We start from the raw sequence: 21698 nt of genomic DNA, 5'->3' as shown, positions 1-21698 counted from the left end.
TTAAAACTTCCCCTTTCTTTCCTGGAAGTGGGTCGGCTTGTTCAGCGTCGGTCCGCCGGCTGCCACCCATTCGGCGACCCAGTCGATCATTTGCAGCAGCGACACTCGCGGATAGCCGAACATCTGCTGGCATAGGGCAGCGTTGTTCAGCAGCGCGCTGTTGGACTCCGACCCTTCGAAGACGGGCGCGATGCCGAGACGCTTGCCGAATTCCTCCGCCGCCCAGCGGATCGACACCGTCTCCGGTCCCGTAACGTTCAGGAATCGGACCGGCGTCTCGCATGCGAGCAGGGATCGGATGGCGATCTCGTTGGCGTCCCCTTGCCAGATGACGTTCGCGTAGCCCGTCGCCAGATGGATCGGTTTGCCGGCTTTCACGGATTCGGCGACCTCGAGCAGGACCCCGTACCGCATGTCGATGGCGTAGTTGAGCCGATAGATGACCATCGGGATATGATGCTTCTTAGCGAAATGTTCGAAAACGCGCTCGCGGCCCAAACACGATTGCCCGTATTCCCCGATCGGCGCAGGGGACGTCGCTTCGCTCGCCCCGCCATAACCGACCTGCGTGAACGGATAGACGTTGCCCGAGGAAAACGCGACGATGCGCGACTTTCGATACTTCTCGGCCACCCGGCCGGGCAGATACGCATTCATCGCCCACGTGAACGATTCGTTGCCGGTCGTGCCGAATTTGTTGCCCGCCATGTAAATGACGTTCGGGACCTCGGGCAGCTTCCGGAGCTGCTCGTCGTCCAGCAGGTCGCAGGCGATCGTCTGCACGCCTTCCGCTTCGAGCTGCTCGCGAAGGCCTTTTTCGGTAAATCGGGATACCCCGATCACTCTTTTGTCGACCCCCGCTGCTCGGATCGCGTTCATTAATAGACGGGCCAGGCTCGGTCCCATCTTCCCCCCGACGCCGAGCAGCACGATATCTCCTTCGATCTTCTTCAGGTCTGCCGCTAACGCTTCCGACGGTTCCGCTAGTTTCGCTTCCAATTGCTCGATCGTATTCAGTTTCTTTCCCTCCCCAGGGTATTGTTGGACTTGCAGTTAGCCAAGCTTGCCGCGGCCGAACAGGCCTCCACTATGCGCGTAAAATTCGGGAGGCAGGCGGAATTGCCCGTCCACGGCCTCGATCCAGCTGCCGTCCGGCATGGGATGCTTCGCCTTCATGGCTTCCCAGTTGGCATAGTTCTGCCTGCCGTTGGATTCGATCAAGCCCATGGAAAGTCCGGGCACGGGCGGCAGATGCGCCGCAAGATTCTTATTCCAATCCACCAGGATCGGATTCGCGGTCAAGTCGGCGCAGAGGCACGGAATGCCATGCTCGCCGGCAATCTTCGCGACGCGCAGGCTCATGCTCATCGTCTTGGCGACCGGTTTTAAGGCAAAGGCTCCGTATCCCATTTGGATGCGCTCCAAGGCATCCTTCTCGTCATGCACGCTTTCGTCGCCCGCCACCCTGACAGGAATGTCCGAAACATCCACGCGTACGTGCTCCGGAAACGGTTCTTCCACCAATAGAATGCGCTCCATGGCCCCTATTCGCTCCGCCGCGTCCAGCAGTCTCAGCAGCAATTCCTTGCTCTCGTACCGCCCGTTGATGTCCAGGTAATAGGCGATTTTTCCAGTAGCCGTATGCAGACAGACGCGATTCTCCGCGATCCGGTGAATCTCCGTCAGCCGATGAATATCCCAGGCCAGCATGGTCTCGGGATCTCCGTCCTGATTCGGGTCCGAGCCCAATTTGATTTTCAGCACGAAATATCCCTCGTCCAGCAGCGCCGTGACATCCGCCTCCGTCATCCCGTAAGATACGACCGGCGTGCAGGCAAGCCGTTCATGCCGTGCTGTCAACGCCGCTCCGTACGCCTCCGGAATGAGTTCTATGAAGCGAGCCCCCGGTGATTTATGGCTCAGCAGCATCCATGCCGCATGATCGACGGGAACGAGCGCGTTAAGCGCGAAGGTCGCCCTGAGCGGGTTCCCGTCCCAAGCGCGGGACGCATATTCCCGGGCCTGCGACGCCAGCGGATCCAGCATGTCCATCGGGGTATTGAATGAGGCGTTCCGAGCTGCCGTCAACGCATGGCGGGTAATCTCGTTCATGAATACATTGCCGCGTTCGTTGCCCCATCGTTTATAGACCTGCGGATCGGACCATAGAATGCTCTGGACGCCAAGCCCGACGCCGGTATCCCCATCCCGATCCTCCATGGTCACGATGGATTGCCAGAGCTCGTTCACATACCCGCCTTTGAAGCCGAATGGAGCAAGCAGCGGTTCCCGTTCAACCGTAAGACTCGTGTTCCTGATCGTGATCATTTTATTGTCCCTTCGCTTTCATTCGGTATTGCGCAGCGAAAGCCGCCCCGTCGTAACCTTGATCTTCGTCCGATAGTTCCGTTAAGGCGACCTGCAGCCCGCCCAGCGACATGGATTTTCTCGCGGCCGCCGCGGCGAGCTCCGCCTCCAGCAGCCGGCTTAGCGCAACGGCGGGCTCCGCGTCCCCAGCCAAGTAGGGCAGGCTGGCTTTCAAGAAAGCACGATATAATCGGCTGCTGTCCACTTGCAGATGCTTCACCGTATGCCCGGTCACGATCGTCGCATAGAAGGGCAAGTATCCCTGCGTAGCCCCGACGCTTAGGAATCCTTTGCGCCCGTCCTGCCATCGAAGTTCGATCTGATGCTGCAGATGCGCGCCCGCGGATCGTACGCTTTCGATTCCCGGCCCCATGATCGCCTGCAGGAAGTAGAACGCATGGATGCCGTAATTGAATTCATCCACGGAGCAGCCCGCCAGCACGGTCACGATCGGGTCGTTCGGATCATGCTGCCGATGCCATTCGACGGCCTCCTCGCAGACGCTTAACGAAGAGCCTCCCGTAATGCGGGCGCCGCCGCGTTCCCACTCCAGGAGCTGCCGGATGTCGTGCATGCTGCCCGCCATCGGTTTATCGATCATTACGGCTTTGCCCGCCTCGACGAACGGACGGGCGCGCTCGACATGCAGGTCCCAATTCACGCTATGGATAATTGCCGCGTCTACGAGCCGTGCCATCTCTTCCAACGATTCGCACACCACGCCGATATCGTGCTTCTCGGCGAACCGGGAGGCATACCCTTCTTCATGAACGGTTCCCCCGTCGAACACCGCCACCACCCGATGGCCTAATTCCTTGATGATCGGCACCCAACCGTTCGGATGCGACGTGTCCAGATCTACGATTCCGATTCGCAGCGCTTGCATGCTTTTGCCTCCTATTCATCGCTCTTCGCTGGGTTGGCGGCCGGCCGCCTCAGCCAAGGCGGAAACAAACGCCGCTGCCTCAATTCCGCCGTGCCCTTGCAGCTGGCCGCTTGCCGGTGCCTTAACCTTAACAAGGCCTTCAAGTAAAAAGAAGTGCCAGATCTGCACTTTTCTCAACTAACGGTACGGGAGGCTTCGAAATTCCGCGTATGCATCCTGTGTTCAAGACGATCGCGCTCGCCAAATTCCGCGGTTCACAAAAGTATAGATTATGCAGCATGATCCAAGAGTAAAGTGCGGATATTGGACTTTCTATTATCGGGCGAATTGATAAGTTAGAAGTATGGATAATGTCCATACAACTTATCGAGGAGGCATTGCGTAATGAGAAGAAAAACGAAGCTGGGTATAGGCTTGGCGTTAACGTTGACGCTTGGCTTCATCGGCGATTTGCTGCCCGCGGCCAGCGTATTCGCAGCCCAAACGACCTACTACGTGGCTCCGAACGGAAACGACTCCGCAGCAGGGGATTCAGAGGCGGCCCCCTTCAAGACCATCAATAAATGCGCCCAACTCATGAAGGCCGGGGATACGTGCATCATCGCGTCGGGTACATACCGGGAGACGGTTACTCCCGCTGCGTCCGGCAGCAGCGGCCTGCCCATCACCTTTCGGACGGCTCCCGGCGCGGATGTTATCGTAAGCGGTACCGAACCTATCGGCGGCTGGACGCAGCATGTAGGCAATATCTACAAAACCGATTTGGCTTGGAGTCTCGGCAAAGAAAACCAGCTGTTCGTTACTAACGGCGCCGCCGTTGCCCCTCTCTGGGAAGCGCGCTGGCCGAATATAGGCGCCTACACGCTGCCGGGGCTGAAAGCGGGCGTAGCTACCGCGGATGCCGGATCGGCAACGTCCATCGTGGATTCCGCCCTGACGCAGCCCGCCGACTTTTGGAAGAACGCCTTGGTGTGGGAGAGAGGCGGGAACGCCTACCAGGGCATGACCAGCAAGGTTGCGGGCTATAACAGCACGACCCATACCCTCACATACGAACCGATTACGGGCGATTATGCGGAGCTTTATCCCCGCCTCGGCAGCACGTATTTCCTCAGCGGCATTCTGGGCGCATTGGACGCGCCTAACGAGTGGTATGTGGACGAGGCAGCGAAGAAAGTGTACTTGTGGGCGCCGGACGGCGGGGTTCCCGCCAACGTCGAGGTCAAGAAGCGCATGACGGCCTTTAACTTGAACGGAAAATCGAACATTGTCGTGAAGGGGGTCCATACCTTCGCCGCCAACATTACGATGAACGGTTCGAGCAATAACGTCCTGGACGGCATTCAGGCGGACTATGTATACTTCTCCAACTTTTCGCAGAATACGACGAACCCCGATCAGCTTAATGGCGGACTCAGCATCGTTGGCGACAACAACGAAATCAAGAACAGCACGATCGCCTATTCCTCGGGCACGTTGATCAATATCGAGGGCAGCGGCAACCGCATCGTGAACAACGTCATTCATGACGGCAGCTACATGGCCTCCTACGATCCCTTGGTCAAGCTTTCGAGCGGGACCGGCAACCTGATCAGCCGCAACGAAATTCGGGATTCCGGCAGATTCAATATCTATTGGAGATCGGGCAGCGGAGAGATTTCGTATAACGACATCTCGAAAGGCATGTGGCTCTCCCGCGACGGCGCGCTGCTCTATAGCTGGGGCCTCGATATGGGCAACAGCAACATTCACCATAATCTGATTCACGACAGCAAGGGCTCGGATATGAGCGTCGGCCTCTACTTCGATAATTACGCGAACAACGTCGTGGCGCACCATAACGTCATCTACAATAACGACGTGGGCATTCAGCTCAATACGCCGGGCAATTACAGACTCATCTACAATAATACGGTCGTGAACAATACGACGAACAGCGTCGGATATTGGGGGTCCCCGCCTTATAATCAAGAGCTGTTCGGATCGCGGGTGTTCAATAACATCTTCACGAACGGCGTCTCCTTGACGGCGGACACGGCGAACGGGTTCAACACGACGTCGAGCATCGGCGTAAACTTCGTTAATCCCGCTTCGAACGACTTCCGGCTGGCTTCCGGTTCGACGGCGATCAACGCGGGAGCGGTCATTAAAGGAATCACGGACGGTTACGCAGGTCCGGCCCCGGATGCGGGCGCTTATGAATTCGGCGGCACCGCTTGGACGGCAGGCCCGGATTTCGTCAATCCTCCGAGCGCGTCCTACGTTCCCGTCGATACGGCCTATATGAACCTGATCAAGAACAGCGGCTTCTATGGAAATACGGACAACTGGCTGAAATGGACGACGAACGGCACCACCGACGTTCAGCAAGTCCCCGCATCTCCGGACTGGCAGGTAAGAGGAAGGCAATTCCGTCTGAAGCTGGGCCCCGGCGGGGCCGGCGTGGAGCAGAAAATCACCGGGCTCAAGCCGGACACCGACTATAAATTCGTGGCCTGGGTGTACAACGAGCCCGGCGAATCCATCGTTCTCGGCGTATTCAATTACGGCGGCACCGCGATCGATATCACGTCCAAGGATACGCAGTTCGTTCGCAAAGAAATCACGTTCCGAACGGGGCCAACGAATACGGATGCCAGGGTGCGCATCTATAAGCCCGGATCGGCAACGGGCATTTCTTACGCGGACGATACCGGTCTGATCGAAAACACGCCGTTCGATTCGGGCGTGAGCCAAAGCCTCCTGAAGGACGTGCAGTTCGCGTCGCCGACGAATCTGTTCACGGTCGGGCAGGAAGAAACGCTGAGTCTGGCCGGATCGCTGCAGAACGGCTTGCCGGCGGATCTCTCCGCAGCCGACGTTCAGGTGGTTTCCAGCGACCCCCAGGTCCTCCGCATTAATGGCGTAAGCAACGGCGCCGCCTCGGTGACGGCCCTGTCGGAAGGTCAAGTCACCCTGTCCGCGACGGTCTCGTTGGACGGGATTACCAAAGCAGCCGCTCAGACCTTGACTGTCTTCCCTGACGGCGGCACGGATACCGGAGCGACAGGCTGGACGGTTAAGCAATACGGCCCCCACAGCAAGGGCTTCGTCACGGTCGGTGCCGACGGCAGTTATTCGCTCGTAGGCGTCGGGGACAATGTTTGGGACAAATCGGATGATTTCGTCTACCTGAGCAAGGGCGTTCATTTATCCGATCCTAATATTAAAGTCACGCTGACGGCGACCATCGACTCCTTCGATTTTCCGGATCCGGCATCGGTCGGCTTGATGATTCGCGCCAAGGATACGGCGGACTCGAAGCATGTTCAGTTCCGAACGGACGGCACCGGCAAGGTGCTCCGGTACGTATTCCGCAATGACGAGAGCATCTCGGACGCGCAGAAGCCTCCTGCCCAGCAGCAATACTGGGGTTCGGCGACCGGGCTGCTCCTGGACTACGCGGGCAAAAGCATCAACGCCCCGTTCCGGATGAAGCTGGTCAAGGAAGGCAATACGGTCACGGGCTACTACTTTAAAGACGCGGGGTGGCAGTCCATCGGTTCCGCGAACGTGGAATTCGAGGGAACCGACTTCCTGGTCGGGATCGGGATGTTCTCGGGAAGCGGCAAGCCTCCGGTCAAGGCGGTCATCTCGGAACTGAACGTGCAAGTGGAAGAAGTGCTTTCTTCCGTTGCGATGACGGCGGACAGCATGTACCTGGGAGCCGGATCCTCGGCGGCACTAACGATGACGGGCTTGGGAACCGACGGGAATCCAGCGGATTTGAGCCAAGCGACGATCGTATACGATAGCGACAATCCCGCGGTCGCGAACGTCGATGGCCATGGCATCGTAACCGCAGCCGGAGAAGGCATCACTTCGGTCCATGCCACCGTTACGCTCGGGGGCGTAACGAAAGAAGCGAACGTATCGTTCCTTGCGGACTTGACGCCTCCTTCCACGATCGCCGAAGCCGTAGACGGCACGCCAGCCGCGGTTGCCCTCTTGGCGGCCGACAATCTGTCCGGCATCGCGAGAACCGAATATCGAATCGGAGACAGCGGGGACTGGACCGCCTATACCGGTCTTATCTCGCTCGGGCAAGGCGGCAATCCAACGGTCCAATATCGTTCCGTCGATAAAGCGGGCAATGCGGAAGCCGTCAAATCCATCGGCGCCGGCGTTGACCGGACAGCTCCGACGCTGACGGTGACGCTGGACAAAACGTCGATTTGGCCGGCGAACCATAAGATGGTTCCCGTCCAAGCCACCGTGAACGCAAGCGATGCGGAGTCCGGCGTGAAGTCGGTCATCCTGACCTCCATCGCTTGCAGCGACCCTAACGCCGGCGCCGACGACATTCAAGCGCAAATCGGTACTTCCGCTGCGTCGTTCAGTCTGCGCGCCGAGAAGGATCGCAGCTATACCGTCACTTATACGGCTACCGACAACGCGGGCAACGAGACCGTCGTGACGAGCGTGGTCACCGTTCCCCATGACCAGTCCGGCAAATAAGGACGTGCGAGAACGACGATGGAGTTCGTTCGATTCGTTGCGATTCCTGAACAAGCTGTCTAACGGCAGCCTCGGATAATTGAGAAACCCTCCGTCTTTAACAAGACGGAGGGTTTCTTTGGATTGTATTTATGCCTTTGATGCAACTTTTCGAGCCTCATGGTCTTCCGCGAGCCCTAATTTATACCTCTGATGTAACTTTTCGCGCCACACGGACCTCCGCGAGCCCCAATTGATGACTCTTATGCAACTTTTCGAGACTCACGGACCTCCGCTAGCCCTAATTTATGCCTCTGATGCAACTTTTCGAGCCTCAGGGACCTCCGCTAGCCCTAATTGATGACTCTAATGCAACTTTTCGAGCCTCATGGACCTCCGCTAGCCCCAATTGATGACTCTAATGCAACTTTTCGAGCCTTAGGCGCAAGCTACCTATCGTTTAACTAAAACTCGGGCCAGCACCAACGCCTAACGGTTGTCAGCGGCGCTATTTCTCCAAAAACGCGGCTAAATAAAAGCTAACGTTTGTGACAGACGTTATTTGGCGTATAGAGGCTGATTTACTCGCGGAAATCGCACAATAAGCCTCCTGGCAGACGTTAGCGATAGAAAACGGGCATTTTGAGCCGATTAGCGATCCATACAATCGTTAGCCGGAGGATGCTTAGGTTTAGGGTCGGTGCTGGTAGCAAGCAGGACATAATGGCATGCATCGGCAACCTCCATCAACATTCTGCAACCCCTCTCGCCCTTCTTGCCTGATGCCATCGCGTCCTTCTATCCCCGCAAACGCCAAGAGCGAAGCTTCGCGGCGCTGTCTGGCATCCGCGAAGCTTCGCCTGATGGTCTCTCTTCATCTCCCGCAACTACCCCTGCGTTACTTCGTCGCGCGAAGCTTCGCCCGATGGTCCTCTTCGTCTCCCGCGACTACCTCTGCGTTACTTCGTCGCGCGAAGCTTCGCCCGATGGTCCTCTTCGTTCCCCGCGACTCCCCCCGAAGCTTCTCTCGATGGTCTCTCTTCGTTCTCCGCGACTACCCCTGCGTTACTCCGTCGCTCCAATCGAACGGCAGCGACTGCCCGGATACCATGGAGGCATCCGCCCTGAAGCCGACGAGGTGCCCGACGATGGATTGCTCCAGGGAAGTGGAGAATCGGGCGGACGCGTCTCCGCGCACCACCCGCACGAAATCCTCTACAAGCCGGTGATCGCCGCCGCCATGCATGTCGCGGCTGACCGGAATATCGACGCGCTGCTCGCTGTATACGCCGCCTTCCCGCAGATCCGGGCGGCGCACCACGTAGAACCCTTCCTCAAGCTCGCCGTAGATCTCGCCTTTGCTTCCCGTGATGTGCACGGTGCGGCAGGCCTTCGCAGCCCCCCCGACCAGATTGTGAACGGCGGTGCTTCCGTTCTCGAATTCCATCATGACCGCCTGATGATCGGCGATGTCGTTATCGCATCGCCAGACGCAGCGGCCGAACGGGTTATCCGTGCGCAGGCTCTCCAGCTTCTCCTCGTCGCCGAGCCGCACGCCGTCCAGATAACGAGGCCACACGTATACGGGCCAGAGCGGATGGTCCACGTACAGCTTCTTCGCCGAGTATACGCAGTTTTCTTCGATCGCGCAGTCGGTCAGGCAGCGGGTTCCCGAACCTTGAGGAGCCCGCGACTCCCTGAAATACGAGCGGCCGCCATAGCTGCTCACCTTGACCGGCCGCACCTTCGATTGAAACCAGGTGATGAGGTCGAGGTCATGGCAGCATTTTTGCATGAGGAAGCTCGAGCCTCCCCGCTCCATATTCGAGAATTTGCCGCGAACGAACGCCGTGGCCATGTGATGATAGTCGACGTTTTCCTCGGTCTGGATGTGGAGGATGTCTCCGATCGTGCCTGCCTCCAGAGCCCGCTTCAGCTCCACGTAGAACGGGGCATACCGCAGCACATGGCAGACCATGACCTTGCGGCCGTAAGCCTGCGCCGTGCGATACAGCTCCAGCACCTCGTCCTCCGCGATCCCGATCGGCTTCTCGAGCAGCAGGTCGTAGCCTTTCCGCAGCAGCGGCAAGCTCGTCGACACGTGCTGCGCGTCCAAAGTCCCGTTGATCACCGCATCCGCCAGCAGCGGCCGCGCGACAAGTTCCTCCACGCTCGCGAACGTCATATCCGCCGCCAATCCATAACGTTCGGCCGTATGCGCGCGCCGGTCGGCATTCGGATCTACCACCCCGACGACCCGCATCTGATCCGGATGGCTTAGGGCATAGCTCGCGTAATTCATGCTGCGGCTGCCCGCGCCCACGATAATCACTTCCACTGGTTTAGTTTCAGCGTCCCATGTATTCTCGGCGCTCGGTTCGTTCTCCGCACTCGATTTGTACTCGGCACTCGCTTTATTCTCGACGCTCGATTTGTACTCGACGTTCGATGTATTCTCGACGCTCGGTTTATTCTCGGCACTCGCTTTATTCTCGACGCTCGATTCGTTCTCGGCACTCACATTATTCTCGACGTTCGATTTGTACTCAACGTTCGATGTATTCTCGATGCTCGGTTTATTCTCGACGTTCGATGTATTCTCCGCTTTCATTGCTCTCTCCCCTTCGGTTCGACTCCGATGTATCCCTTATCGCCTCATTGACCCTTTCCCGAAGCCCGAGCAGCCATTCGGCGTCGGTCGGATACCGGCTGAAAGTCAAAGGCTCCGCGAGTCCTTCTTCGATCATGGCCAGCACCCGGTCGCGACCGGCCAGGCTTTCCAACAGCTGCAAGGCCCTGAGGTCCTGCAGCCCCTCATAGAACACTTCCATGCGGATCGACTCTACCGGCCCTTCCTTCCCCGGATAGACCAGGAAGGCGTCTCCGGAAGGGAAACTCCGTCCGGCGTCCGTCACGCGATACGGGTCGACCGGCTGCAGCGAATACTGCGTATTCCAGAAGTTGTAGCCCCAATGCAGGAAGCCGGCGATCCGGAACTTGTACAGCTGGACGCCGATCACGCGATTGCGGGCGGACGGCATGTTGAAGAACCGGTTGGATACTTGCCGGTACTGCACGCAGCAGTAATACGTCCACAGCTCCGGCACCTGCCGCTCGAGAAACGGTTCGATGTGATCGTTCGCCGGAACGGGCCGCTTCACGAGCCCCTGCTCATAATAGTCGTAATGGGTCAGCGCATCGATGATCGGCATATCCCCCAGGTGAGCCTGCATCAGCTCGCTCGCGCTGCGATACCAGGGCATATGTTCGAGCAGCGGCTCATCCGAGATATGAAAGTAGCACCGTTCCTCAAGCCCCTGCTCTCGCAGAAACTCCATCAAGGCAGGCAGATACCGGCCAAGAAACGACATATACGCTTCTCCTGCCGCATCCGTCTCCCAGCCGAAAATGCGGCGCAGCTCGCCCTGCTCCTCCGCCATCACTTTCGGAGCGTGCTTCGCCCCCCATTGGGTAAACAGATGCGAGAATTCGAAATACCGAATGCCGACCCGGTCGCACAGTTCGATCCAACGCAGCAGCCGGCCGAAGCCGAATGCATACGTGCCGTCCTCCTCCTTCCGAACATCCACCAGCTGCACCGTCGGGCGTTCGCCGCCGACCTGGGTATCCAGCGGCGGCGTAAAGTGCGGCGTGAGCACCATGTTCATGCCGTGCCGCACGGCGGTTTGCATATACCGCTCGATCAGCAGCCAATGCGCATCGCCGAACACGTCGACGCCGTAATAATTCGCCAAGCAGTCGGCATGAAACCACTCCGTGTGAATAAGCGTCTGGGGCGGCAGCACGGCCGGCATGACCTCCAACCGAAAGCTTTCCTCGCCGAACTTCTCTCCCGTCATCGCCGCAAACCGCACGGTCACCGCATACGTTCCGGGCGGCGTCCCTTCATTCAGCTCCACGCTTATCCAGACGGTTCTCCACTGGTAATGGATCCCCGTAACGCCCTGCTCTTCGTCGATCGGATACAGCGGATCGGGGTACAAGCCCGGCGTGACCCGCAGCACGTTATCGTCATGGCGGCGCTGGCAGGGGAGCTCCGACGGCGCCAAGCCGACCTCCCGCAGCGTAATGTCCGCGCCCAAGGCGGAAGCGACGCTCACCCGGATCGGCTTGGTCAATGCGGGCGCCCGATAAGCCACCTGAAAATCGAACGTCTCCCCGCGCAGGGCGGAGCCCCGCGTATACGGCTGCTCCCGAAGCTCCTCGTCCGGAAATACTTTCACCAAGGCATGCAGACAGCGCGTCTCGAATCCAACTACATCCTGCATAAGCAATCCCCTTTGTTCGCTTGACTTAGCACCAGCGTAACCCCCGGAAATAACGAAAGAAAGTGCAAGATTCGCACTTTCTTTCACCGAATTAATGAACAATTTGAACTTTTGTGCACGATGGCGATTCGAAAGGTCTGCCTACAACGACAGCGACTTCTTGATGCGGTAATCCTTCGGCGTCGTGCCGAAACGCTTCTTGAACAGCTTGAAAAAGTAGCTCGGCGAGCTGAACCCGACTTTCTCGGAGATTTCGTTCACCGGCTGGTTATTGTTCTCGAGCAGCATGACGGATTTCAGCAGCCGAATCTCGTTGATGTAATCCGAGACGGAGATGGTCTCCTGCTTCTTGAAGATGCGGCCGACGTAAGCGGCGGACATCCGGAGCATATCGGCGATCTCCTGCAGGCTCAGATTCGGATTGGCGTAATTCGCCTGAATCACGTCTTTGATCGTATCGATGATAAAGTGATCCTTCGTCTCCGTCCCGCGTTTCTGATCCTCGAAGATCGCGCCGAGGATGGTGCCGAACTCCGCGAAGATCTCGTCCAGCGTTTCCTTCTCGAATACGAGCCGATCGATGGAACGAAGGTCGATGAGCAGCGGCGACAGCTTGTTCTGGTTGATTTCGCGGACGGTCTGTTTAATCAGGATGCCGAGTTGAATGACCGATTGCACGACGGCGTCGGAGCTCATCCCCGCAATCAGCCGGCGCAGCTGCTCCAGCTCCTGGATGACGCTCTCCGGATGGCTTGCCTTGATCGCTTCCGCGAATCTCCGCTCGAGCTCAAGCGGGATGTGCGATTCCGCATTGACGAGATTGCCCTGCACCATCTCCGGCGTAATCACGGAGCCGAGGCCGAAATTCATTTTGTACAGATAGTAATCCAACGCTTTCTCGTAGCTGGCCGTCAGCTTGCGGTAGTGGGGCGCGATATCGCTCAGCGCAACCGTGAAGGTGACGTGGTAGTAATCGCCGATGACTTGCTGCGCCTGCCTCAACAGCCTCGTGATTGCAGCGTAGCTCTCCTCCGGGCCTGCGCCGGCCTCGAAGAACAGCACCAGATGCTCGCCGCGAATGTCGACGACGTCCCCGCGCAGCTCTTCCGATATATATTCCCGGAGGATATTGGACGCCGCAAAATTCAAAAGATTCACGTCCACGCCGTGCCTTTTCTCCTTCAGCTCTTCGTACCGATCGAACTTGAGGACGCCGACGATGCTCGCCTTCTCCAGATCGGCGTTCACGTATCCGCCCCGCACGCACTCGGCCCATTCCTCGGACGTGAACGCCCCGCTGTCGGTCACGAGCTTGCGCAGATAATAGGAGCGCACGATCGCTTCGTTGCTCTCGTGCTTCGTCCGCTCGGTCATGAGCTTCTCGATCAGATGGTTATAGATATGCGAGATGTAGCTGATCTCGTCCTGCTCGTTCGTACGATCAGGCTCGCCGCCCGGCAGCCGCTTCGTCTGCTTGAGCAGCCCGTTGATGGGCGAATACAGCCGATTCGAGACGACCAAGGAGGCCACGACGGCGAGCACGAGACAGATGGCGGCGACCGTGGCGAAGATGACCTTCAGCTGATCGACCGCGGAGAGAACGCCCACATAAGGCTCGACATCGACGACCACCCAGTTGACGGAGCTGTTCACGATGTAGTTGACGATTTGCTTCTCGCCGCCGGCCATATACGTAAACTGGGAAACCTGGCGGTGGGAAGCAGCGATCTGCCGATACACCTCGTCCTTCAGGCCACCCAGATCTTGATCGTCTTGAATGTCCGGACTGTAGGCCTCTTTATTCTGGTCCAGGACGAATATCCGGTTGGATCGGTTCGAGGACTGCCGGTTCATGAGCTCGAGCTTCTCGAACAGCCATTCCGGCTTGACGTTGATGATCAGCGCGCTCTCTTTCTTCGAAAAGGCATCCAGCGAATCGTACATGTACAGGGAGAATACCTGCTGCGTACGCTCCGGATGCTTGAGGTCGGGTACGTAGCGAAGCGGCATCAACTGCATTTTGAAGATCCGGCTGCCGCCGCTCAGGAATTCGTCGATCCGATTCATCAGGTTGCTGGTCGAGCTCGTGATCGCGTCGTCGCCGCTCGAGAAGAACTGGTTTCGCTTGCTGTTATAGAACACGATGGAGTGGATGAAGGAGTTATAGGCGATGGTCTTGGTCAGCTTGTTGATGCGGTCGGTATCTTCGAACGCGTCTTCTTCGCCGCTGAATAGCAAATGGGCCATGTCGGTATCGTAGAACATGGAGATGGCGAAGTTTTTCACGGTCTCGTTCATGTATGTAATATTGTAGTTGATCTGGGACAGGACCTTCTCGTTGGCTTCCTGCTGCGAATCCAAGCTGATCTTCTTCGAATACAGAAACGCGGACAGCAAAGAGGCCAGCATGACGGAAATAATAAGCAGGTTGATCGACAGTATGATACGCATGAAGTATTTCCGTTCCCGATACTTGCGCAAGTAGTTGTTCATCGGCGCATCCCCTCATCCACGACTTCCTATAGCGTTCGAATCGCCGGCATCCCGCTCGCAGCGCGGCTCGCCTATACGTATTTCAACATGGAACGGTTACTTCCCTTTTTGCGGCTATACACCCTCCGGATGACCGAAGGGTGTACGCTGGCGCGTCGGAACCTGCGCCTCAAGCTTGCGTGCGGGCCGAAGATCCGAATTGAACCGGCAAGGAAATGTCCCGTTAGGCTTGATGCCGCGACAGAAGGTCGTCCTTAAGCCAGCAAATGCATCTGTTCCTCCCGAACTTCTCCGCCCAGGGGGCGGCCGCCGAGATATGCCCGCAGCTCGCTCACCACCGACTTCGCGATGCGGCCCAGGCCATTGTTGACGGCGCCCGCGATATGCGGGGTCAGGATCACGTTCGGCAGCCTCCGCAGCGGATGATCCTCTTGCGGCGGCTCCGGATCGGTGACGTCGAGACAGGCAAATAACCTTCCCTTGCTCAATTCGGCCACGAGCGCCTGCTCGTCGATGACCGAACCGCGGGCCGTATTGATCAACACGCAGTCGTCCTTCATCATCGCCAGCCGTTCGGCGTTAAACATCCGATACGTCTCCGGCAGAGAGGGCAGGTGAATGGAGACGACGTCGCTTTCCCGCAGCAGCTCCTCCAGCTCCAGCTTCTGCGCGCCCATCTCGCGGGCCCGCTCCTCGCCGACGAACGGGTCGTAGAGCACGATCCTGACGTCGAACTGCCGAAGCAGCTTAATGTAGTGGGAACCCGCTCGTCCTGCTCCGACGACCCCGACCGTGAGATTGAACACTTCGCGCACGCGCGAGCCGTCTCCCCAGCCGCCTGCGGCCGTCTCCCCGCTGAGCCGCCACATGTCCTTGAGCGATACGATGGTAAAGCCGAGCGCCGTCTCCGCCACTCCCCTGCCAAGCGCATCGGTGGCGTTGGCTACGCGAATTCCGCGCTGCCACATCGCCTCCGTCACGATCGGCTTGACGGTTCCCGCCGCATGCAGGACGAGCTTCAAATCCGGTGCGTTCTCCAGCACCCGCTCGGTCAGCGGGCAGCATCCCCATGAGGTAATCGCCACGTCCGCACCGGCGATCAATGCGCGTGCATGCTCCTCCGACGGGTTGCCGTCCTCCTCATTGAGCGTCAGCTCGCCAAGCTCGCGCAGCTGCGCCAGATGCTCCGGCCCGAATACCCGCTTCCACTTGTCTCTTCCTTGCAGCATGGCAATCTTCACTTGAAGTCCTCCCTCATTCTCTTGTTCGGCATGATCGACTGAAGCGATCTCCTCCTCGAACAATGCCCATGGGAAACCTAGGCCGCTCCCGCTAACCTGTCGGTTCGGAGGGAGTCAGCCCGGCATTCCATGGGTCCGTTCGCCAAGCCTATTTCTTGCCGTTCGCCTTCAGCCACTCGTCCAGCTGCTTCTGACGCTCGGCTACGATGACATCGGAACCGGCTTTCTTCAGCTTCTCTTCATAGATGGGCAGGTATTTCTCCGGATCCAGCGTGCCTGTCGCGAGACCGGCATAGTACTCGTCGTTGACCGCTTTGACGTTGGCGGTTTCCGTCTTGACGGGATCCGTATTGAAGACGAACCCGGTGAGCGGGGATACCTCGCCTTCCGCGTTGACTTTCCCCGTCTGCTCCAGCTTGTCGGCCGGCGAGCCTTCGGGCAAGTACTCGTTAATGATGCTGCCGAAGATCCAGTCCGTGTTGGTGAAGTAGCCGGCATCCTGATTGATCTTGATGAAATTGCCGGTCGTCTTCGCGTAATGCTTGCCTTCGATTCCGTACACGAGCGTGTTGTACAGTTCCTTGTCCGTGTTCACCAGCTCCAGGAACTTCATCGCTCGCTCCGGGTTCTTGGAAGTCCGGCTGATCGCGTTCAGCGTGCTGGCCGCGCCGCTGAAGACCGCCTTCGCCAGCGGAACGAGCACGACGTCGTTGCCGCCGTCCGCCGCTTTGAATTCCACCTCGGAGCCCGGCTTGCCGGTAAAGTCGAACCAAACCGCCGTGTTGCCCTTGTTATACGCATCTGCTGCGTTTTTCAGCGTAGCGGCATCTTTATTGATGTAGCCCTTCGTATACCAGGAGTGAACGAGCTTGAAGTTGTCCTTCATTTCGTTCGTCACGTCCGGAAGCACCTTGAAGGTCGCATCGTCCTTGTACACCGGCCCTTTCGGATCGATGTTGTACAGATACCCGGTGTAGAAGCCGCGCGTGGTGCCGAACGGAACGATTCCCGGCTCGTTATCCTTGATCTGCTTCAGGAAAGGCTCGATGTCTTCCATCTTCTTGATGGCATTGATGTCCAGGTTATACTTATCCGCAAAACGTTTCTGAACGACCAGTCCTACCCGCGTAGCCGAGATCTGGTAGTTGGGCACGGCGTAGATCTTGCCGTCCATCTTCGCATCGTTCCAGAATTTCTCCTCCATCGTCTGGTAGAGCTGCTGTCCTTCGTTCTTCAGCAGATCGTCGAGCGGCTGGAACACGCCTTTCTTCTGATTCTGATCGAATTTGAACAGCCAGTTGGACGTCCAGATGATGTCCGTCTCTTCGTTCGCGGCCACGATCGTGTTCATCTTCTGCTCGTAGGTGCCGAAGTCGATCGGCATCAGCTTGATCTTCGCGTTGATTTTCTCCTCCGTGATCTTGTTGACGGCATCGTTCACCAGCTGCAGATCCGGATTGGCTTTGTTCTGCGGGTAGTACCATGTCAGCTCGACCGGCTTGAGCTCCTTATCGGTCGAAGCTGCGTCGTCGGACGCGGCCGCGTTGTCCGATGCACCCGCATTGTCGGACGCGGCAGCATTATTGGACGCGGCCGCATTATTGGACGAAGAAGCATTGTTCCCCGAGTTGTTGCTGCCGCAGCCGGTTACGGCAATGGCGATGGCGGAGCTGATCGCGAGCAGCGACATCAACTTCAAAGGCGTTCTTTTTCTGATGTTCGTTGTCAATTTAAACCCTCCCTTAAAATGGTGATCCAGATGACCCTTCACTTATGAAAGCATATGAAAGCGGATACAAGAAGCCGAATCCTTTCCCTTGATTCCCCTCCCTCCCGGCTTTGCCCATCCGCGAATGGCTGCTTATCCTTTAATGGCGCCGATCGTCAGTCCCTTCACGAAGAACCGCTGGAAGAACGGGAACACCAGCAGCATCGGTCCGGCCGATAGAACGGCGACCGCGAATTTAGCCGACGTCTTCGGAAAATCCCCCATGTCCACGTTGAGCGATACCATGGCGGTGGCGAACTCGGGACGCGACGTGATGAAATCAAGCGTGTTCATGGTTCTCACGAGCAGCAATTGCAGCGGCACCAGCTGCTCGTTATTAATGAAGAGCAGCGCGTTGAACCATTCGTTCCAATAATTGAAGAGAATGAACAGCCCCAGCGTAGCCAGCGCCGGCTTCGAGAGCGGGAGGATCATCTTCATGTAGATCCGCCACTCGCGCGCTCCCTCCACCTTCGCCGATTCGATGATCTCGGTCGGAATTTTCGACATGAACCCCTTCATGATCAGCACGTAGAAGGGACTCAGCAATCCCGGGATAATTAGCGCCCATATCGAATTTTTCAAGTGCAGGATTTGGGTCACCAGAATGTAGAACGGCACAAGACCGCCATTGAACAGCATCGTGAAGAATACGTAGAACGATGTCGCCCGCTGCAGCCCGTAATCCTTCCTCGACAGCACGTACCCCATCGTGGAGGTCAGGATCAGACTGATGCAGGTGCCGATGACGGCGACGATGATCGTCACGCCGTAGGCCCGAAGGATGGTGTCCGGCGTTTTCAGAAAGTAGTGATAGGCCTTGGCGCTGAACTGATCCGGAATGAGCCGAAAGCCGTTATGCAGGATCGATTGCTCGTCGGAGAACGAGATGATGATCACGAGGGCGAACGGAACGAGCATGACGATCGTGATCAGGATGAAAACGGCATGGATGATCAGCTGACTCCAGACCGCTTGGGTTGGTTTGGCTAGCACGGCGTGTTTCCCTCCTTAGAACAAAGAATTGTCCTCGTTAAATCGTCTTACGGTAAAATTGGCGACGACGACCAGGACGAAGCCGACGAACGATTGGTACAAGCCTACGGCGGAAGCCATGCTGACGTCGGCGATCTCGCTGAGCGCCCGATAGATGTACGTGTCGATAATATCCGTCGTCGCGAACGTCATTCCGTTGTTGTTCGGGATAAAATAATGCAGGCCGAAGTCGCCGCGGAACATGTTGCCGATGCTGAGAATAAGCAGAATGATGATCAGCGGCGTCAACTGGGGAATCGTAATGTTCGTCACCATCTGCATCCGCTTCGCTCCGTCTATCCGGGCCGCTTCGTACAGCTCGCCGTCGATTCCGAGAATGCCCGCGTAGTACACCATCGCCGAGAAGCCGATCGCTTTCCACAAATGCACGATGTTCAGAATGTAGGGCCAGTACTTCGCTTCGAAATACCACTGGATTTTCTCCATGCCCGCCGACGCCAGCCAGCTGTTGATGAAGCCGTTGTCGTGGTCGAGGAACGCCAGCGTGATGTAGCTCATGACGACCCACGACAGGAAAAAGGGCAGAATCAACGCGGTCTGATAAACCTTGAGCCACTTCTTGGCGATCTCGTTGAGGAGAATGGCTACGGTGAGCGCCGCGATCGTGGTGAGCGCCATGTACCCCAGGTTATACAGCACGGTGTTGCGGGTAATGCGGAGCGCCGTTTCCGTTTTGAATAGAAACTCGAAGTTTTTGAAGCCGATCCATTCGCTGCCGAGAATTCCCTTGTCGTATCTATAATTCTTAAACGCGATGACGACCCCGAACATCGGGATGTACGACATGATAAAGATATAGATCACTGCGGGGAGCGAGAGCGTAAACAGTTCGATGTTCCTGCCGAAAAACCGGAATGCCTTCTTGCGCTTCATGAGATGTCTTCCTCCTTGCCTGCGACGATTGGATTGGGCTGCTTGCCTGAGATCAAGATAGCTAAAACCGCGTCTCTAAAACAGTGCAAAAACTGTACTTTTATCGCCGCTTCGAGTAAACGATCTGCATTTTACTGACTGAAGTCCGCGCGGGCCGCGGAATGCCGCGAGCGCTCTCGTTCGCGGAGAACGATAACGGAAACGCCGAATAGGCCGAGAACCGCACGGCGTGGTCAGCGCCGTCGTTCTCTGCCTTATTGGTTGGCCTGCTTATGGATCAAGGGGTCACTTCTTCCCCTTCGCCTCCACCCATTCGTCCAGCTGCTTCTGTTTCTCCGCTCGAATCCTTTCGCTGCCGGCCTTGTTCAACTTCTCTTCGTAGATCGGCAAATATTTCGCCGGATCGATCGTTCCGGTTGCGAGCGCCGCATAATACTCGTCGTTCACCGCTTTCACGTTGGCGAGCTCCGCCTTCAAATCGTCCGTTCGGAACACGAAATCGTAGTACGGGGATACCTCCGCCTCGTCGTTGATGCGCACGGTCTGTTCGATTTTGTCCGCGGGCGCGCCCTCCGGCAAATATTCGTTGCGGATGTTGCCGAATACCCAATCGGTGTTCGTGAAATACCCGGCATCCGGATTCAGCCTGACGTAATTGCCGTCCAGTCGCGTATAGTGCTTTCCTTCGATCCCGTAGACGAGCGTATTGTACAGCTGCTTATCGGTGTTCACCAGCTCGAGCAGCCGCATCGCCTTGTCCGGATGCTTCGATGTCCGGCTGATCGCGTTCATCGAGCTGGCCGCGCCGGTGAACGACGGCTTCGCCAGCGGAACGAGCACGACGTCGAAGCCGCCGTCGCCTGCCTTGAACTCCGCTTCGGAGCCCGGTTTTCCCGTAAAATCGAACCATACGGCCGTGTTGCCCTTATTGTAGACGTCCGACACGTTATTCAGCGTCGCGGCGTCCTGATTGATGTAGCCTTTGTCGTACCAGGCGTGAACCAACGCGAAGTTCTGCTTCATCTCCGGCGTGACGTCCGGAAGAACCCGGTAGGCCGCATCGTTGCGATACACCGTCGCGCGCCAGTCGATGCCGTAGATGTGGTTCGTATAGAAGCCCCTCGTCGTGCCGAACGGGACGATGCCCGGCTCCCCTTCCTTCAGCTGCTTCAAGAACGGCTCGATATCGTCGATCTTGCGGATCGCGCCGAGATCGAGCTTGTATTTATCGACGAACCGCTTCTGGATGATCAAGCTCGGGCGGGTAGCGGCGATCTGGTAGTTCGGCACGGCAAGCTGCTTGCCATCCTGCTTGCCGTCGTTCCAGAATCGAGGAGACATCGACGCCTTCAGCTTCTGTCCGTCGCGTTCGAGCAGCTCGTCCAGCGGCTGGAACACGCCTTTCCGGGCATTGGCGTCCCAGGGAAACAACCAGTTCGAGGTCCAGACGATATCCATCGGATCGCTTGCCGCCACGAGCGTGTTCAGCTTCTGCTCGTAGTTCGCGAAATCGACGGGCTGCAGTTTGACCCTCGCATGGACTTTGTCCGCGATCAGCCTGTTGACTTCGTCGTTCACCAGCTGCAAGTCGGCATTCGCCTTGTTCTGCGGGTAATACCAGATCAATTCGTCCAGATCCGCGCCGCCATCGCCGTCCGCCTGCTGCGACTTCGTGCAGCCGGCCGCGGCGAACGTCAAGCATGCGGCTAAGCTCAGAACCGCGATCCATTTCAACCGCCGGCTAAGAACCTTGTCCCGGAATTTCCCGGCTTTTCTGTTGTTCAAGGCAGCCTCCCCTTCCTCGTTCCGACCTCTGCTTCCCTCTGCCGCAATGCCTCTATTATAACCTGATCGCCGCTTAGCGGACATCATTTCGCGCTGCTTTCAACTTGCCTTCTTGCTCGGCTTCCAAACAAAAAACGACCTCCGCAATACTTCTTGCGGACGCCGTATGACTTCGATGACCATGTTGCATTTCAATCCTGGGAATACGAACGGATGAAGAGCGGGCTTCATCTTTGCAGAATGTCGATCACGTCAACCATCGCGGAACTGTATGGGGTTGTCTTGCCGATCGCCGTTGCCAGGCATTATCGTCCTGCTTTCGATAATCACCCTAAACCTAAGCTCCTTACGGCTAACGCTTGTACAGAAGCTTAATCGGCTCAAAATGCCCACTTTATATCTCTAATGGTTGCCAGGAGGCCTATTACGCTTTGGTTGTCGTGAAATCAGCCTCTATTCGTCAA

The 21698-nt window shown here is 57.4% G+C and carries 12 protein-coding genes; 1 reads left to right on the top strand and 11 read right to left on the bottom strand.

The window, feature by feature from the left end; translation table 11 throughout:
- Genes GT003_RS07765 through GT003_RS07755 form a run of 3 tightly spaced genes read right to left on the bottom strand, consistent with a single transcriptional unit; the run spans position 1 to position 3253 of the window.
- Entirely contained in the window at positions 1-1017 is a 1017-nt protein-coding gene (locus GT003_RS07765; RefSeq protein ID WP_161696239.1) for an NAD-dependent epimerase/dehydratase family protein, read from the bottom strand.
- Between the two features lie 36 nt (positions 1018-1053).
- Positions 1054-2328, bottom strand: a complete 1275-nt coding sequence (locus tag GT003_RS07760; protein ID WP_161696118.1) for an enolase C-terminal domain-like protein — start codon at positions 2326-2328, stop codon at positions 1054-1056.
- 1 nt (position 2329) lies between these two features.
- The gene (locus GT003_RS07755) at positions 2330-3253 is read right to left on the bottom strand and encodes a Gfo/Idh/MocA family oxidoreductase (RefSeq protein ID WP_161696116.1); all 924 of its coding nucleotides are present in this window, start codon (positions 3251-3253) and stop codon (positions 2330-2332) included.
- Between the two features lie 384 nt (positions 3254-3637).
- Between GT003_RS07755 and GT003_RS07750 the strand changes: the two genes are divergently transcribed.
- A complete protein-coding gene (locus GT003_RS07750; protein WP_161696114.1) occupies positions 3638-7750 on the top strand; it encodes an OmpL47-type beta-barrel domain-containing protein in 4113 nt (1370 codons plus the stop codon).
- A 1033-nt stretch (positions 7751-8783) separates the two neighbouring features.
- Here GT003_RS07750 and GT003_RS07745 read toward each other — a convergent pair.
- From GT003_RS07745 to GT003_RS07710, 8 genes are all read right to left on the bottom strand, one after another.
- The gene (locus GT003_RS07745; RefSeq protein WP_161696111.1) at positions 8784-10340 is read right to left on the bottom strand and encodes a Gfo/Idh/MocA family protein; all 1557 of its coding nucleotides are present in this window, start codon (positions 10338-10340) and stop codon (positions 8784-8786) included.
- On the bottom strand, positions 10306-12018 hold the full coding sequence (locus GT003_RS07740; RefSeq protein WP_161696109.1) for a DUF4091 domain-containing protein: 1713 nt from the start codon (positions 12016-12018) through the stop codon (positions 10306-10308). Before GT003_RS07740 ends, GT003_RS07745 begins: the two co-directional genes overlap by 35 nt.
- A 141-nt stretch (positions 12019-12159) precedes the next feature.
- On the bottom strand, positions 12160-14511 hold the full coding sequence (locus GT003_RS07735; protein ID WP_161696107.1) for a helix-turn-helix domain-containing protein: 2352 nt from the start codon (positions 14509-14511) through the stop codon (positions 12160-12162).
- A 254-nt stretch (positions 14512-14765) separates the two neighbouring features.
- Positions 14766-15752, bottom strand: coding sequence for an NAD(P)-dependent oxidoreductase (locus tag GT003_RS07730; RefSeq protein WP_161696105.1), 987 nt, complete (start codon positions 15750-15752; stop codon positions 14766-14768).
- Between the two features lie 148 nt (positions 15753-15900).
- Entirely contained in the window at positions 15901-17481 is a 1581-nt protein-coding gene (locus GT003_RS07725; protein WP_161696103.1) for an ABC transporter substrate-binding protein, read from the bottom strand.
- A 132-nt stretch (positions 17482-17613) separates the two neighbouring features.
- Positions 17614-18516 carry a carbohydrate ABC transporter permease gene (locus GT003_RS07720; protein ID WP_338045929.1) on the bottom strand — a complete coding sequence of 301 codons (903 nt, stop codon included), beginning with the start codon at positions 18514-18516 and terminating at the stop codon, positions 17614-17616.
- A gap of 15 nt (positions 18517-18531) precedes the next feature.
- A complete protein-coding gene (locus GT003_RS07715) occupies positions 18532-19449 on the bottom strand; it encodes an ABC transporter permease (RefSeq protein WP_161696101.1) in 918 nt (305 codons plus the stop codon).
- A gap of 285 nt (positions 19450-19734) precedes the next feature.
- Positions 19735-21234 carry an ABC transporter substrate-binding protein gene (locus tag GT003_RS07710; protein WP_161696099.1) on the bottom strand — a complete coding sequence of 500 codons (1500 nt, stop codon included), beginning with the start codon at positions 21232-21234 and terminating at the stop codon, positions 19735-19737.
- Positions 21235-21698 lie beyond the last annotated feature (464 nt).

The sequence above is a fragment of the Paenibacillus sacheonensis genome (assembly GCF_009909195.1).
Classification (GTDB): Bacteria; Bacillota; Bacilli; order Paenibacillales; family Paenibacillaceae; genus Paenibacillus_Z; species Paenibacillus_Z sacheonensis.
This window is presented reverse-complemented; position numbering and strand designations above follow the sequence as displayed.

Coding starts and splice junctions, on each gene's coding strand:
- GT003_RS07715 (WP_161696101.1), bottom strand. CDS start 19,449: ATGAAGCGCAAGAAGGCATTCCGGTTTTTCGGCAGGAACATCGAACTG.
- GT003_RS07735 (WP_161696107.1), bottom strand. CDS start 14,511: ATGAACAACTACTTGCGCAAGTATCGGGAACGGAAATACTTCATGCGT.
- GT003_RS07750 (WP_161696114.1), top strand. CDS start 3,638: ATGAGAAGAAAAACGAAGCTGGGTATAGGCTTGGCGTTAACGTTGACG.
- GT003_RS07745 (WP_161696111.1), bottom strand. CDS start 10,340: ATGAAAGCGGAGAATACATCGAACGTCGAGAATAAACCGAGCATCGAG.
- GT003_RS07760 (WP_161696118.1), bottom strand. CDS start 2,328: ATGATCACGATCAGGAACACGAGTCTTACGGTTGAACGGGAACCGCTG.
- GT003_RS07740 (WP_161696109.1), bottom strand. CDS start 12,018: ATGCAGGATGTAGTTGGATTCGAGACGCGCTGTCTGCATGCCTTGGTG.
- GT003_RS07755 (WP_161696116.1), bottom strand. CDS start 3,253: ATGCAAGCGCTGCGAATCGGAATCGTAGATCTGGACACGTCGCATCCG.